We start from the raw sequence: 15,545 nt of genomic DNA, 5'->3' as shown, positions 1-15,545 counted from the left end.
GACATACCTCTACTGCACCATATTAATAAGTGATTGGGTAATCTGATCAATTACACTTATAAATCGAGCAGAAGCTTGATAAGCCATCTGGTATTTAATTAGATTTGCAGCTTCTTCATCTAATGATACGCCTTCTTGTGATGATACTAAGTTTTGTGTTTGTGTAACAAGAGCGTTTTGGGCACTTAAAAGGTTTTGGTTTGCCTGGACATCAGAGCCAATTTTGCCTAAAAATGCATTGTAGTATTGGTTTATTGTTTGCGTGTTTGAAATCATTACATTTTGCGTTTGTAAGTTTGCTATAGCCAAAGCATTTGAGTTATCGCCAGGCAATATAGATTTTCCTGCTGCAATTTTGCTTTGGTCATTTACAATTACAGGATTTACGCTTATATTCGAAGCATTTGTGCCGGTAAAAAAAGTATTTATACCAATGGCAGCCAGAAAGTTTGAAGTATCGCCAGCAAATGAAAATTTATAGCCATCATTTGATATAATCTGGACATTGCCTTGAGTTATACCAGATAGAGTCATAGATATACCATATTGAGAAAAAGCACTATTGAATTGATTACTAATGGTTTCAAAACTATCATTTGCGTCGATCGGTATAGAAATAGTATTTACTAATTTATTATTTGAATCGTAAACATTTACACTTAATGTGCCATCTTTTATTGGTAAGTTAACACCAGCTTGTTCCGATTGATTAATTGGGTTTGTTGAGCTTATGATACCGTAAGTTCCCTGTGTTTGTATATATGCGCTAAGGCCGCTTCCTCCTGAATGCAGGATGTTTACTTGATTTATTATAGTATTTGAAAGTGTATTAAGGCTATTCATATAATCTGGAAGCTTTTTTGAAGCCATTTGTATAACAGCCCCAAGGCTACCCTGGGATATCTGTTTTGTTATATCTGTGAGGTTTCCAATTGAATCTTGAAAAAAAACATTGTTATTTTGACCATTAGTGGTTTTTGTTGTAAGTTTATTGTAAGTAGTGCCAGATACAATTGGCAGACCGCCAATCAATATTGTTAAATCTTCTTGAGAAGTTGATAAGGCTTGATTTTGATTAGATGGGGCATATGTATTAAACACATTAACATTTGCAATTTTTTGAAGCTGTTGAATTAACTGGTTTCTTTGGTCTACAAGCGTGTTTGCAGTTTGATTTGGTGCAAGAGTGGCTAGTTTTATTTCGTAGTTTATATTTGCTATATTTTTAGCTAAAGTATTAATTTGATTTACATATGATGTCATTTGTGAGTAAAGGTTATTTTGCAATTGCTGCAGTGAATTGTATGTTGATTGAATAGTTTGAGAAAGTGTTAAACCGCTTTGGATAACTTGCTGGCGTGCTGTTGCTAAATCTGGATTTGAAGAAAGTGATTGCCATGAGTTAAAGAAATTATTTAAAGCAGTGTTTAAACCAGTATTGTTTTGCTCATTAAATAAGTTTTCCACTTGCGTTAGTTGGTCGTTTAGCGTTTGATAATAAGATTGTAAACTCAATTGCTGGTTTAGCGTATTATCTAAAAGTTGGTTTCTTGCAGATATAATTGAATTAACCTGTGCCCCTAAACCAAAAGCGCCTATTTGAGTCATTTGTGGGTATTTTTCAACTATATTTGGAGATTCTCTGGTATACCCTGGTGTATTGGCATTTGCTATATTATTGCCAGTTATGTTTAGTGCGTTTTGTGCAACATTAAGTCCGCTTGCACCAATATAGAGACCGTCAAAAATAGAAGGCATACTATACCGTCCTTGTAAAATTTGATTTGTAGGGTATATATGCTTTGTTGTTGTAAGTTTGGTTTAATTGCATAAAGTTCGTATATAAATTAAGCATGGAAGTTGAAAAAGCTAAATGTTGCTTTGCAATTTTTTCATTTATACTGTTTTCATAAAGAAATTTGCTTGAAATTTCAATAATTTTGCTTTCATATTTTGATAAAAAAGCTTTTGAAACGCCTAATTTCTGTAGTTTATTTAGATTTGTATTTATATTATTCAGATGAGTTTCTTTTTCTTGAAGAACTGATAAAATACCATCTGTATCAATTGCAATAAGGCAAATCCTTTCTTTGCGTGAAATTTCTATTAAACATTCGAAAGCTCTCATAATATTTTCAATACAAAGTTCAAGTTGATTATCCATTTTTTAATGCCTCGAGTATGCTTTTTGCCAGTTCAGTAAGGTCTGGTTTGTATGTGCCATTTTCATATGATTTTTGCACTGATTCAAGACGCTTTTGGTGATTTACTTCCATATTGGACAGATTTGCAAGAAATTTTGCTACATCAGATATATTTACACTATCTTGAGTTATATTCTTTTTACTGTCATTAAATTGTATGTTTTGTTTTGTGTCGTTTTTTTGCGTTTTCTTTTGGTTTGTTAGAGCATCTATATTTGAACCGAGTACATCTATAATTTTCATTTTTTCACCCCCTTAGTCTAAATATCGGATGATAGCATAAAAATTTAAGCTTTTTCATAGTAAGAAATTACCTTTTGAATATATTTTTGTGTTTCTTTAAAAGGAGGTATTCCGTCAAATTTTTTTACATTGCCAATGCCTGCGTTATATGCAGCTAAAGCTAGCGGAATACTCTTTAAATGTTCAATCAAGTCGCTTAAATATTTTGTGCCGGCCATAATGTTTTGAATCGGGTCAAATACATTTGTTACACCAAGGCTTTGGGCAGTTTGGGGCATAAGTTGCATCAATCCTGCCGCACCTTTTGGAGAAACTGCTTTTGGATTAAAATCTGATTCTGCTTTAATAACACTTAGTATCAACTTTTCTGGTACTTTAAACATTAAAGAAGCCTGTTTTACAATTTCTTTAATGTCATTTGGTATGTTTGTTTTAAAAGGAATATAATTATTTTTATTAAGCTGTATGGGTTGCTGAATTTTTGGGGCTTTTATTTCTTCAACAGCCTTTTTTAAAGAGTTGAAAATTAAACTTGCAATCCCAAAACTGCTTGTGTTGGCAATTTGGTTTGCCAAAGCATTTTGATACATAGATCTATAAATACTATTTTCAGCTGAATTGCCGAGTGTGCTATCTTCTCCTATTTTCATAGTTTTTAACATCATTTCTATAAAGATTGCCTCAAAATCTTTTGATAATTGTTTTAATTTTTCTAAATTATGATTATTGTTTTGGTTTATTGTTCCAATACTTTCAACATTCATCTACATTACCTCAAGTGATGCATTCAGGCTACCTGCTTGTTTTAATGCTTCTAGTATAGCAATAATGTCATTTGGTGTTGCACCAGCTTTATTTAAAGCATTAACAAGGTCTTTTACTGTTGCGCCTTTGTAAAAATTTAAGAAACGGCTTTGTTCTTGATTAACCGTAATTGTTGGATTTTGTGTAACAGTTGTTTGACCGGCTGAAAGTGGTGGAGGCTGTGAAACTTGCCTGTTTGGGCTTATTGTTACGGTTAGATTGCCATGTGATACACTTACCGGATTAACTGTCACATTACCACCAATAACAACTGTACCTGTTCTTTCGTCTATAACTACTTTAGGTTTTACTTCATTTTGAACGGTTAATTGGTTTATTGCTGATACGAAACCTACTATATCGCCTTTATATAAATCAGGAACATTCACAACAACACTTCCAGAATCATTTGCATGAGCAATATATTGTTTAAAGTGGGAATTAATTGCCTGCTGTATTCGATTTGCCATTGTGAAGTCCGGATGATTCAGATCAAAATACAATTTATCCATCCCGGATAAATCAACTTCAACTTGTCTTTCTACTATGGCTCCATCTGGTATAATAGCTGTTGTAGGGAAATTTTGCCTTACGTTGCCCCCCGCTGTTCCAAAACTAAAACCACCAATAGATAATGGACCTTGAGCTACAGCATAAACTTTACCATTTGCTCCAACCAATGGAGTCATAAGAAGTGTGCCACCTTGTAAGCTTTTGGCATCTCCAATCGAAGCTACATTTACATTTATACGTGAACCTTCTTTAATAAATGGTGGAAGATTAGCTGTTACCATTACCGCTGCAATATTTTTTGTTTGTAGACTTGCTGTTAAAGCTGGTGGTAAATTTACATCAAAACGCTTTAGCATATTAATAACGGATTGTATTGTAAACTTTGCGTTTGTTCCATCACCTGTTCCAGCAAGTCCTACTACAAGACCATATCCAACAAGTTGGTTTTGCCTTACACCTCTAACATTTGTTATATCACCAATTCTAACTTCAGCTGCGTAAGAGTTTACACTATATAAAATAACCGTTATTATAATCAAAAATTTTAAAAAGGTCTTATGAGTTGCCATAGTTTTGCAAGCCATCCTATATTGTGCGTATCACTTACAACACCTTTGCCATTATAGTATATCTTGGCATCGGAAATCAAGTTGGAATCTATTGTGTTTGAGCTTGAAATATCATATTTGCTTATTATACCAGTTAATACAACTGTATTTTCTTCACCATTTGTATATACCTGTTTTTCACCTCTTATAAAAAACCTGTTGTTTGGTAATGCTTTTATAATTCTTGCCTCAATTGTTGCAGTTAGAGTATTGCTGGATTGATTTGTACCAGAACCTTTATAGCTATTTGAGCCACCAAAATTAGCTAAATTGTTGCTACCACCACTTGCTAAATTCAAAGCGCTAAATATACGGTTTTGCATGCCGAGCAAAGTGGTAAGACCACTATTTGTCGAGGAGGATTCACTTGTTTGTGTTTGAGAAGTATTTTTGCTTACTGTTTGTTCGCTTACAATTACAGTTACTAAATCTCCAACATGAGAAGCTTTAATGTCGCTTACAAGGCTCGAAGAATTATCACTCCATAAAGAACCCAAAGCAGTTTTATCACTTTCTTGTACAGATGGTTGATCTTTTACATATTGAGGCATCTTTTCGTAATTAGCTTTAATTTGAGCGCTTGAACACGAAGCAAGCATAAAAGCTATACCAATTAAACCAAGATGTTTAAACTTCATAGCCTACCTCCCGCTATGAATATTAGCAAAATTTATTCCAGAATTTAAAAACGAGTGATTTTTGTTGACATTTGTTAGATATATGATTATTATACTATAAAAACAAATAGAGAAGGAGGTGTGCTATGAAGAAATTAGTTCTTGCAATAAGTGGCGTAATATTTAGTTACAGCCTTGCGTTTGCTGGCCCTTATGGCTATGGTGGGTGTCCTGGTCCAATGATGAAAGGTTATGGACAGGCACAGTATCCGATCCAAAATATTGGCGAAGCAAAAGCAAAAGATATGATAAGACAATTTCTTGATTCAAATAATATGAAAGATTATAAAATTATAAATATACAAAAAATTCAGGTTCCAAGGGGCACTGCCTATTATGCTACAATTGAAGGGAAAAATAAACAACAGTATGAAATACATGTAAATCCATGGGGTTATGTAGTAGGACCATTTGCTTTGCCAAGATAATCTAAAACGGTCTAAGTGTGTGCGTTCCCACTATAATTTTTTTAATATTTGATAGTCTGTGTGTTTGGATTGTTCCAAATTTATCAAGACTGATAAATAACTTTTGGCATTCAAACTCACGAGTTGTAAAATCAACATATTCGATCTTTAATTGAGATTTGCAACTTGTAAGTGTGTGATTTATATTTATTGTTTTAATGTTTTTTAATTGTAGTTCTATGTTTGGTTTATGGCAGGCAATGATATTGTTTTTAATAATTCCCTGTATTGTTTGATTATTTATTGTAATAATTTTGTCAAAAGAGGGAAGTTGTTCTAATATTTGAGCAGCCCACGAGTTATTTTTTTCATTGCCTGATTTTTGATCTAAAAATTTATCTAACTCAGATAAATATATTATGCCATCATTAAATGACCTTATATTATCAATATTAGTTGATAAATTTAAAAACACAACAACACTTATAAACTTTATTGTTGAAAAACGATTATCTAAACGTAATAAATATTTCCTTAACTGTTTTGTAAAAAGAGTTGTTTTGTATAATGGATTTGGTAATTCTTTATATGTTTGATTTAAGTGTTTGTCTGTTTTTAGTTGTATAATTTTATTTTTTTTATAAGAATCAAATGTATCATTTTTAAAATTTGCTGCATAATACACAGTTCCTTTATAGTTTTTCATTTCTATGCAAAAGATTGTGTTGTTATGATAACAAATTGCATCAATTTCCAAAAAATGATTTTTGTTGTAAGGACTTTTTAGTATGCGATTGAAAAACACTTTATAATTTTTTTCTATTAAAAATTTTTGCAAAATATTTTCTGCGCCAAAACCAAATAGTTCTTTATTGTTTGATTCAATTAAGAATAATCTATCCCATAAATTTTTAAATACGCAAAAAAGAAACATTACACATTAATATCAATATTTACGCCTATTTGATTTTCTTCTTTTGGACAAAAATTTAAAATCTCACAAATACAATCATAGTCTTGAAAAAATTCTTTGTGGTCTTTTTTAGAATAAAATCTAAGCATATTTTTACCATCTTTTATAATTAGGTCGATTTCAAAATTATCCAGATTTTTTTTAAATTTTTTTAAAAAGAGCTTTTTATATTTATTTGAGGTTTTCTTTTGTGATTGTTTTTTCTGGGGTTGCTTATTTTGTCTATAAAAACTTTCTTCTTTTTCACTAATTCCTCTAAGTGCGTCAATTTTTTCAATAGCTAATGTTTCATCGTCCATTATAAAAAAATTCTAAAAATTTGGCTATTGTGTCAGGCAAGTCTTTTCTTTCACATATTATATCTATAAAACCTTTTTCCAGTAAAAACTCAGATCTTTGAAAACCTTCTGGTAATGCGTGTCCTATAGTTTGTTCAATAACACGTGGACCTGCAAAACCGATTAATGCTTTTGGCTCTGCTATAATAATATCCCCAAGCATGGCAAAACTTGCAGATACACCACCTGTTGTAGGGTCTGTTAATACAGATATATAAGGCAATCCTTTTTCGGCAAGTTTTGTTAATGCAAAAGAAGTGCGTTCCATTTGCATTAAAGATAATATACCTTCTTGCATTCTTGCTCCGCCAGATGAACTGATAATAACCAAAGGCAAATTATGTTTTATAGCTTTTTCTATAGCCCTTACTATTTTTTCGCCTGTTGCATAACCCATAGAACCGCCTAGGAAAGAAAAATCCATAACGACAATTACGCACGGTTTATCTTTGATAGTGCATGAACCACAGATTACGGCTTCTTTATTTGATGTTTTCTCAATCGCTTCGTTTATTCTGTCTTTATATGGTTTTAGATCTACAAAGTTTAAAGGATCTTTTGTTTTTATATTGGCATCAAATTCTTTAAAACTATCGGGATCAACCGTTATGTTTATGCGGTTTTTTGCAGATATCCTAAAGTAATAACCACATTTACATACCCAAAAATTACGCTGTAGCTCATCAATATAGGTAGTTTCTCCACAGGATGGACATTTAATCCATTTTTCTTCGTTTTTTTTCTTTTTTTTGAATAACATAAAACTCACCTTCTATATACAATTTTTCCTTTGTAAATGGTCTGTTCTACGCTTCCTACCAGCGTTTTATTATTAAACGGTGTATTTTTGCCTTTTGATTTAAATTCATTTGTATCTACTACCCATTGTTTATTGACATCAAGCAAAACAATATTTGCAAAAGAACCTTCAGATAGCGTACCTGCATCAAGTCCAAAAACTTTTGCAGGTTTAATAGTTAAAAGCTCTATAGCTTTTTGCAGGCTTATAATATTTTGTTTAACCAGATAGGTATTTACAATACCAAAAGCTGTTTCAAGACCACTTATGCCAAAGCTTGCTTCTTGAATTGGTACGTTTTTTGTATCAAGCTCGTGTGGTGCATGGTCTGTTGCAATAGCGTCTACGATATCTTGCCTGAAAGCGTTCCTGATTGAATCTAAGTCTTGCTTTGTTCTTAATGGCGGGTTTACTTTTGCATAGGTATTGTAATTATATACTTCGTCTTCTGTTAGCGCTAAATGATGAGGTGTTACTTCAAATGTTATATGTAGCCCTTCTTTTTTGGCGTTTTTTAAAAGTTCTACGGATTCTTTTGTGCTAACGTGACATATATGTAAATGAGCCTGACTAACTGCCCTTAGTATTTCTATATCTCGAGCTATCATTATGCTTTCGGATATGTTTGGTATGCCTTTAAGTCCAAGTTCAAAAGCAACTTTGCCTTCATTTATTACACCATCTTTAGAAAAGGAGAGTTCTTCTTCGTGTAAAGCAAATACTGTTTTGGTATCCTTTGTATAAACCAAAGCAGTGTATAACAAATTAGGATCAAATACTGGTTTTCCATCATCGCTAAAAGCAACACAACCGGCATCTTTTAGGCTTAAATAATTGCAAAGCTGTTTACCTTCCTGATTTCTTGTTATAGCGCCAATTGGGTATACATCGCAAAGTCCTGCTTTTAAAGCTTTGTTTTTAATGTAGGATACTACAAGCTCACTATCTATTGGTGGATTTGTGTTTGGCATACAGCAAATACTTGTAAAGCCACCAGCTACTGCAGCCAATGAACCTGTCTGGATAGTTTCTTTTTTTGTAAAACCTGGTTCTCTTAAGTGCGTGTGCAAATCAACAAAGCCTGGGCAGACAACAAGACCACTTGCATCAATTTCATTATCTATTGATATGCCGCTTGCATTTCCAACAAGTTCAATTTTATCGTTATTTATTACAATATCTGCAATCTTTTGAATATTATTTGCTGGGTCAATTACAAGACCTGAGTGGATAATAGTTCTCATATTTCACCTAATTTTTTTATTATAAGTTCATTAACTATCTTGGGGTCAGCTTTACCTTTTGTTGCTTTCATTACAGCACCTACAAAAAAACCTATTGTATTTTTCTTTCCAGCTTTGTACTGCTCAACTGCTTTGGGATTATTGGCTATTGCTTCATTAAGGGCTTTTTCTATAATACCTGTATCTTGAATAAGCGTTAAATTTTCTTTTTCTATAATTATTTTTGGCGAAAGGCCAGTTTCATACATTTTTGCAAAGACCTCTTTTGCTATTTTACCACTAATAACATTATTTTCAACTAAATTTATTAGTTCAGCTAAGTCGTCAGGTTTTATTAAAAGTTGTGTAATATCCTTATTATCTTTATTTAAATAGCCTAATGTCTCAGTTAAAACCCAGCTTAAGGCAGATTTTGGGTTTGATTTTTTTGCAACTTCTTCGTAAAAATCGGCAAGTTCTTTTGACTCAATTAGTGTTTTTGCGTCTTCTTCTTTTATATTGTAAGTTTTAACAAATCTGTTAAATTTTTGTAAAGGCAACTCTGGCAAATCACTTTTGATCAACTCCAAAAAATTGTCTTCAATAACAATAGGAACAAGATCTGGATCAGGAAAATATCTGTACTCGTAAGCTTCTTCTTTTGATCTCATAGGTTTTGTTGTAAAAGTTTTTTCATCAAAAAGCCTGGTTTCTTGAACAATTTCTTTATTATCCATGACTGTTTGGATTTGGCGCTCAATTTCGAACTCAAGAGCTTTTTCTACATGTTTAAAAGAGTTCATGTTTTTTATTTCTACTTTTGTGCCAAGCTCTGTTTGACCTTTAGGCTTAATTGATATATTTGCATCGCATCTTAGCGAACCCTCTTCCATGTTACCATCACAAATGCCAAGGTATCTAACAATCCTTCTTAAAGACCTTAAGTACTCGTAAGCCTGCCTTGGTGTGCTTATGGCTGGTTTTGATACGATTTCAAGCAACGGTACACCCGTTCGATTAAAATCTACAAGGCTTGAGTCGTGCGTGTGTATTGTTTTGCCCGCATCTTCTTCAATATGTATACGCTCAAGAGGTATTTTTGTAAAGCCATTCTCATCTTCAATCTCAACATAACCACCAGTTAAGATTGGCATTTCATACTGTGATATTTGATAATTTTTTGGTAAATCTGGGTAGAAGTAATTTTTTCTTGCCATTACAGAGTACTTGTTTATATTGCAATTTAGAGCAAGACCAAGTTTTACCGCAAATTCCACTACTTTTTTGTTTAATACAGGTAAAACGCCTGGCATACCCATACATATTGGGCATACATTTTCATTTGGAAGCAAACCAAATTTTGTTGAACAAGAGCAGAAAATTTTGCTATCTGTTAATAGCTGTATATGAACTTCTAAACCAATTGTAGGTTCGAATTCCATGCAGTGCCTCCTCTAATAAGGGTTTATAATAAAATCTTCAGATTGTTTAATATTTTTAAACTGAGCTTTAGAGCCCTGAGGTGTTTTGATATAAGTAACTTTTGATTCGATAATAAATTTTATTGCTATTGAGTAAATTTTGTGTTCAACTTTTAAAATTCTATCAGCAAGGCTTTCTGGTGTATCATTTTCATGCACGCTAACTGCGCCTTGTATTATAATGGGACCACTGTCAAGTTCATTTGTAACAAAATGTACAGTTGCACCGCTTATTTTAACACCAGCTTCTAAGGCTTGTTTTTGTGGGTGTAGACCTTTAAAAAGTGGTAAAAGGGATGGGTGTATATTTAAAATTTTACCTTCAAATGTGTCTACAAAACTATCATCTAGTATACGCATAAAGCCAGCAAGCACAATTAAATCGGGCTCATATGGCATAATGCTATCTATTAGTTTTTTGGCATATTCTTTTCTTGCGAGACCTTTTGGATCTAAAAAAATCGTTTGTATATTGTTTTGTTTTGCTATTTCAAGACCTGTGCATTGTTTGTCTGATACAACGCAAACAATCTGCGCTTTTAAAAACCCATTTTTTATATTATCCAGTATTGCTTTAAAATTTGAGCCTCTACCAGATAACATGCAAACTATTTTAAACAAACACCACCCTCTTTGACTACATTGCCAATTAAATAACTGTTTATATTGTTTGAATGCAGTTTATCAAGCACGATGTCCTTGTCTTTTTCATCAACCACTAAAACAAAACCAATACCCATGTTGAATGTTTTGTACATTTCTTCTTTTGAAAGTTTTGCAATATCAGCGACCAATAAAAATTCTTCTTGTGTTTTTATTGTGTTTGTGTAAATTTCGCAGCCAAGCCCTTCAAGGCAGCGGGGTATATTCTCAATAAAGCCACCGCCTGTAATGTGTGCTGCTGCTTTTATGTATTGTTTGACAAGCTTAACGCTTGTTACATAAATGATCGTTGGTGTTAACAAAATTTCACCAAGTGTTTTATTACTTACAATTGTATCTAGCTTATATTTTGCAATTTCAAAGAACGCTTTTCTTATCAATGAATAACCATTTGAATGAAAACCGCTTGATGCTATGCCTATTAGGCAATCACCTTCTTTAACATTACCTTTAAATAAATCTTCCTTTTTTCCAACACCCACACAAAAACCAGCTAAATCATATTCACCTTCGTTATACATTGAAGGCATCTGGGCGGTTTCTCCACCTGCAATAGCACAATTTGCTTGCTTTAAACCTTCTGCTATGCCTTTGAATATATCTTCCAATACTTTGTCTTCGACTTGACTATATGCTATATAGTCCAAAAAAAAAGTTGGCATAATGCCTGTTGTTATTATATCATTAACATTCATGGCAACTAAATCAATACCTACGCTATCGTGTTTGTTTGTAGCAAAAGCAATTTTGAGTTTTGTACCAACACCGTCTGTTGTGCTTGCAATTACTGAATCGCATCCAAACTGATTTAGGCTAAAGAGGCTGCTAAAACCACCAATTGTTGATATAAAACCTTCTTTTGGCAAATCTTTTGACAATCTTTTTATGCTTTCTATAAACCTGTTTCCTTTATCAATATCTACACCGCTATCTTTATAATTTATCATTTGGCTCCCTTCGATTTTTTAAGATTGGTTCAAAATTTTTATATACAATCATAATAATACCCGTAATGGGTATAGCAAATATTATGCCCAATATTCCATATAATTCGCCAAAAAATATTATAGCAACCAAAGCAAAAAGCGGATTTATGTTTATTGTTTTAGAAAAAATAAGGGGTGCAACGATATTTCCAATAATAAAGTGTATTGAGATAAACACCACACCTACTTCAAGTGTAAGCAGTAAGCTTTTATTTACAGCAATTGCAAGAAAAAGGGGAGGTATTATTGCTATCACGCTTCCAATATATGGTACAATGTAGGCGAGACCACTTAGTATAGCAAATATAATGGAGTACTCCAGCCCAACTATTTTAAAACCAATATATGTAAGAATTGTAACAAGCAATATTATAATTAAAAGCCCTTTTATGTAACCTATACTCATTTCGTAAATTTGTATAAAAACATTTAGATATGGCTGACCTAAAGTATAATATATAAACTTTTTCAAACTTGATCTATAGTAGTTTCTTGAAACAAGCATAAAATATGATATTATTGGCGTTATTACTAATGCCGAAAGAGCAGTTAAGCCTTTTATAATACTGAACATTGATGACAAAGCAAAGCTTGGCGCAGAAGTTTGTATATTGCTAACAAGATTATTTAGAAAAACTATAACTTCTCTTCTCCAGCCAAAGCGTGCCAGAATGGAATAATACAAATGATTCAATACATTTTCTAAGTTAGCAATAAGTTGAGGTATAGATTTATCCAGTTTGTTAATCTGTTGTACTAAAACAGGCACTATTAAAGAGAATATAAACACTATTAAAGATAATGCAATTAAAATGCCAAAAAGTGACGAAACCCACACAGGGATGCCAATGCGACTTGTAAATTTAACAAAAGGATAAATGCTTTCACTTAAAAAGTATGAAAAAATAAGAATTACTGTAAAAAAAACTACCTTAAAAAATAATAAATAAACTAACCCAATAATTAGGGCAAAAAATGCTATATGCTCAAAATACGTTTTTTGCTGGTTGTTGGTTAAAATTTATATAACCTCTTCTTCCTGTTTTTCTCTTAATCGTGCCCTAATTTCTTTTAGGCGTTCTTTTTCTTCCTGAATAGCTTTTTGAGCTTCTTCTATGTTTTCTATTAAAAATTTCTTTTTTTCATCAATATAATCTTTACCTTTTTCAATTAATTCTTTTGAGTTTTGAGCTATTTTTGAAGCCAGATTTTCTATTTTTTCTTCAATATTTTCTTTTTGCTGTTTTAATGTCTCAATACTTCTATCTTTTATTGTTGATAGTTTATTTTTAGCTTCATCTGATTTCTCAGATTTTAAAAACCATACTATCGCTGCACCTGCTGCAGTTGCCCCAATTAATGCAATACTCAGTAAGTATTTTTTACTCATCTTTATCTCCTTTGATTTTTTTTACAAAATTTACTATACCAAACAAATATGCATAAACCTCATCCAACTTTTCTTCAATCGATTCTACCCTATCAAATACATACTCAATGTGAGCTTTTGCTTTCTTATTTGTATCAATTACAAGATTGCTAACAGAATTTGAAGCTTCTTTTGCACCATCTAAAATATCAGAAAGTGTTTCTTTTGCCTTATTTGATAGTTCTTTTACACTAACAAGTATTTCTTTTGACATATTCATCATATCTGTTGCTTTATAAAACATATCTTTTGAATCAGCTACAAATGGTTGAATTTCTTGTTTGACCTCATCAATTTTTTTTTGTAATTTATTATATTGATTTTTAACCAAAATTAAAGCAACCAATCCTGATATAGCAAAACCTAAATAAACAACCGCTATAATAACCAGTGAAATCTCACCTATATTCATTAACTCACCTCCTAATTAGCTAATTATATAATGAAACCATTTAAAAATCAAATTTTTTTAGATAAATATTCTATTATTTCGCTTGCTGCTTCTTCAATAGACTTTTTTGTAACATCAATTTTTTTCCACGATGGGTGTTTTTTGTATAAATTTTCTGCGTATTCTATTTCTTCGTAGATTTTTGACATTTGTGCATAGGATTTAACACCGAGTTTTTTTGCTCGTTCTTGCCTTATCTCAAACAATCGCTGAGGACTAATGCTTAAAAAAAATATTTTATCCTGATTAACTCTATTTAGCGCATCTGGTAATTTTTCGTCCTTAATTATAGCAAAGTTTGCTACTTTGTAGCCTTCTTGTGATAGGTATATACTAAGCGGTGTTTTGCTGGTTCTTGAGAGTCCAATTAAAATAATATCTGCCTTGTCAAGATCCTTTGCACTTTTGTTGTCATCATGCATTACAGTGTATTCTATAGCTTTTATCTTTTCAAAATATTTGTCACTAATAGTATGTAAGAGTCCCGATGCCTTTATAGCTTTTTCCTGCAGAAATGTTTCAAATTTTTCTATAAAATAACCAAATAGATCCATTACTTCAATATTGTTTTGCATAAAAATATTTGTTATATTAAGTCTTAAGTCATTGTTTGCAATTGTTGCCACAATAAGCGGTTTTTCAATTAAGGCTTTTTTTAGTATTTCATTTGTTTTTGCGCTATTCACATTTCCAAAACGTCTGAGCACTACCTCTGATTTTGGAAAATGAACCAAAAATGCTCTAACAAATCTCAAAGCAGTTTCTCCAGTACCATCAGATATTACATAAATGTATTTCATTTAATTCTCCAAAACTTTTTTCAAAAAATAGAAAAACCATATTAAAATAAAACCTGTAACAGGAAATATTGGGTTTATAATTTTAGAGGATGCCATGGCATTAAATAGCATTAATATACCTAAAAAAGCTAAAGAATACAGTGTGCCTAAAAAAACCTTTTTTACAAAATCATCTTTTCTTGCAGAAATATTTGTACTCATAAATATCAGGCACGGTAAAATTGCAATAATACTCAATGCGTAAACAATCTTAAAGACGATTTCTGATACATATAAAAAACGATTGTGTTTTATGCTTAAGTATTTTTTGTAAAGTTCTATAATGTTAGGTGTTTGATATTCTAAGCCTTTTACAAAACTAATAAAGCTAAATTCGCTAAGTCTTAAATTATCTTTAGATGATAGATTAATGCTGTTTTTTGACAGGTTTATAATTGTGGATTTTTCCAGGACTAAACCAGATTTAGTAAATTTACCAGTATTAGAAAAAATTACTTTTTTAATAATATCTGGACTTACAATATATGCTTCTATATCGCTTGCCATTTTTTGATTGTAAAAAATGGAATTAATTTTTACAAAAACATCGTCTTCTTTTGCCCAGAGGTTCTGATTTTTATTTTCTATATAAATTTCTCTAATAAGCAAGGCTTTATCGTATGTATATGGAACAATAAAATTATCCAGTGTAATCATAAAAAAAACCAAAAAAATAGCTATTGTGTAAATTGGTTTTGCTATTTTAAGTGTGCTTATACCACTATTTTTCATAGCTAAAATTTCGTTTGTATATGCCATGTATCCTAATGTTATAAGTGTGCTTATGCTAAATACGAATGGTAGCAAAACATAAGTCATCTTGGGCGTATATGCAAGGTAGTAAGATAAAGCAAATGATAGTTTTACTTTATTAGAAATAATTGTTGATAGATTAAAAAGAGAGTTT

At 31.7% G+C, this 15,545-nt stretch carries 19 protein-coding genes; 1 reads left to right on the top strand and 18 read right to left on the bottom strand.

Going from position 1 to position 15,545, the window contains the following annotated elements; all coding sequences use genetic code 11:
• Positions 1 to 9: 9 nt before the first annotated feature.
• Genes flgK through Q0C22_RS04390 form a run of 6 tightly spaced genes read right to left on the bottom strand, consistent with a single transcriptional unit; the run spans position 10 to position 5,010 of the window.
• Positions 10 to 1,758: a flagellar hook-associated protein FlgK gene (gene flgK / locus Q0C22_RS04415; protein ID WP_291492151.1), complete on the bottom strand. Its 1,749-nt coding sequence runs from the start codon at positions 1,756 to 1,758 to the stop codon at positions 10 to 12.
• A 1-nt stretch (position 1,759) separates the two neighbouring features.
• A complete protein-coding gene (locus Q0C22_RS04410) occupies positions 1,760 to 2,164 on the bottom strand; it encodes a hypothetical protein (RefSeq protein WP_291492149.1) in 405 nt (134 codons plus the stop codon).
• The gene (locus tag Q0C22_RS04405) at positions 2,157 to 2,447 is read right to left on the bottom strand and encodes a flagellar biosynthesis anti-sigma factor FlgM (protein ID WP_291492147.1); all 291 of its coding nucleotides are present in this window, start codon (positions 2,445 to 2,447) and stop codon (positions 2,157 to 2,159) included. Before Q0C22_RS04405 ends, Q0C22_RS04410 begins: the two co-directional genes overlap by 8 nt.
• A 44-nt stretch (positions 2,448 to 2,491) precedes the next feature.
• Positions 2,492 to 3,211, bottom strand: a complete 720-nt coding sequence (locus Q0C22_RS04400) for a transglycosylase SLT domain-containing protein (protein ID WP_291492145.1) — start codon at positions 3,209 to 3,211, stop codon at positions 2,492 to 2,494.
• Positions 3,212 to 4,333 carry a flagellar basal body P-ring protein FlgI gene (locus Q0C22_RS04395; protein ID WP_291492143.1) on the bottom strand — a complete coding sequence of 374 codons (1,122 nt, stop codon included), beginning with the start codon at positions 4,331 to 4,333 and terminating at the stop codon, positions 3,212 to 3,214. It abuts the gene before it with no gap.
• The gene (locus Q0C22_RS04390; RefSeq protein ID WP_291492141.1) at positions 4,309 to 5,010 is read right to left on the bottom strand and encodes a flagellar basal body L-ring protein FlgH; all 702 of its coding nucleotides are present in this window, start codon (positions 5,008 to 5,010) and stop codon (positions 4,309 to 4,311) included. Before Q0C22_RS04390 ends, Q0C22_RS04395 begins: the two co-directional genes overlap by 25 nt.
• Positions 5,011 to 5,135: 125 nt before the next feature.
• On the opposite strand from Q0C22_RS04390, the gene Q0C22_RS04385 reads away from it, so the two are divergent.
• Complete coding sequence (locus Q0C22_RS04385) at positions 5,136 to 5,477, top strand: hypothetical protein (RefSeq protein ID WP_291492139.1); 342 nt, start codon at positions 5,136 to 5,138, stop codon at positions 5,475 to 5,477.
• 1 nt (position 5,478) lies between these two features.
• On the opposite strand, the gene Q0C22_RS04380 is transcribed toward Q0C22_RS04385, so the two are convergent.
• The 12 genes from Q0C22_RS04380 to Q0C22_RS04325 form a co-directional block, all read right to left on the bottom strand.
• Positions 5,479 to 6,390, bottom strand: coding sequence for a nuclease-related domain-containing protein (locus Q0C22_RS04380; protein WP_291492137.1), 912 nt, complete (start codon positions 6,388 to 6,390; stop codon positions 5,479 to 5,481).
• Positions 6,390 to 6,728: a hypothetical protein gene (locus Q0C22_RS04375; protein WP_291492135.1), complete on the bottom strand. Its 339-nt coding sequence runs from the start codon at positions 6,726 to 6,728 to the stop codon at positions 6,390 to 6,392. The genes Q0C22_RS04380 and Q0C22_RS04375 overlap by 1 nt, the downstream gene beginning before the upstream one ends.
• On the bottom strand, positions 6,718 to 7,527 hold the full coding sequence (gene accD / locus Q0C22_RS04370; RefSeq protein WP_291492133.1) for an acetyl-CoA carboxylase, carboxyltransferase subunit beta: 810 nt from the start codon (positions 7,525 to 7,527) through the stop codon (positions 6,718 to 6,720). Before accD ends, Q0C22_RS04375 begins: the two co-directional genes overlap by 11 nt.
• Before the next feature lie 5 nt (positions 7,528 to 7,532).
• Positions 7,533 to 8,810 carry a dihydroorotase gene (locus tag Q0C22_RS04365; RefSeq protein ID WP_291492131.1) on the bottom strand — a complete coding sequence of 426 codons (1,278 nt, stop codon included), beginning with the start codon at positions 8,808 to 8,810 and terminating at the stop codon, positions 7,533 to 7,535.
• Positions 8,807 to 10,231: an Asp-tRNA(Asn)/Glu-tRNA(Gln) amidotransferase subunit GatB gene (gatB, locus tag Q0C22_RS04360; protein WP_291492129.1), complete on the bottom strand. Its 1,425-nt coding sequence runs from the start codon at positions 10,229 to 10,231 to the stop codon at positions 8,807 to 8,809. Before gatB ends, Q0C22_RS04365 begins: the two co-directional genes overlap by 4 nt.
• Before the next feature lie 12 nt (positions 10,232 to 10,243).
• On the bottom strand, positions 10,244 to 10,891 hold the full coding sequence (gene purN / locus Q0C22_RS04355) for a phosphoribosylglycinamide formyltransferase (protein WP_291492127.1): 648 nt from the start codon (positions 10,889 to 10,891) through the stop codon (positions 10,244 to 10,246).
• Positions 10,879 to 11,877, bottom strand: coding sequence for a phosphoribosylformylglycinamidine cyclo-ligase (purM, locus tag Q0C22_RS04350; protein WP_367172101.1), 999 nt, complete (start codon positions 11,875 to 11,877; stop codon positions 10,879 to 10,881). The genes purN and purM overlap by 13 nt, the downstream gene beginning before the upstream one ends.
• Positions 11,867 to 12,883, bottom strand: coding sequence for an AI-2E family transporter (locus Q0C22_RS04345; RefSeq protein WP_291492186.1), 1,017 nt, complete (start codon positions 12,881 to 12,883; stop codon positions 11,867 to 11,869). Before Q0C22_RS04345 ends, purM begins: the two co-directional genes overlap by 11 nt.
• A 57-nt stretch (positions 12,884 to 12,940) precedes the next feature.
• Complete coding sequence (locus Q0C22_RS04340; RefSeq protein WP_291492123.1) at positions 12,941 to 13,309, bottom strand: hypothetical protein; 369 nt, start codon at positions 13,307 to 13,309, stop codon at positions 12,941 to 12,943.
• Positions 13,302 to 13,760, bottom strand: coding sequence for a hypothetical protein (locus Q0C22_RS04335; RefSeq protein ID WP_291492122.1), 459 nt, complete (start codon positions 13,758 to 13,760; stop codon positions 13,302 to 13,304). The genes Q0C22_RS04340 and Q0C22_RS04335 overlap by 8 nt, the downstream gene beginning before the upstream one ends.
• 47 nt (positions 13,761 to 13,807) lie before the next feature.
• Positions 13,808 to 14,599 (bottom strand): pyruvate, water dikinase regulatory protein, encoded by a 792-nt coding sequence (locus tag Q0C22_RS04330; protein WP_291492120.1) that lies wholly within the window; start codon positions 14,597 to 14,599, stop codon positions 13,808 to 13,810.
• The coding region (locus tag Q0C22_RS04325; RefSeq protein WP_291492117.1) for an LptF/LptG family permease at positions 14,600 to 15,545 on the bottom strand (946 nt) is incomplete at its 5' end.

Source organism: Desulfurella sp., assembly GCF_023256235.1.
Lineage (GTDB): Bacteria > Campylobacterota_A > Desulfurellia > Desulfurellales > Desulfurellaceae > Desulfurella.
The sequence above is the reverse complement of the archived record's forward strand: the minus strand, read 5'-3'. Positions and strand labels throughout refer to the sequence as shown.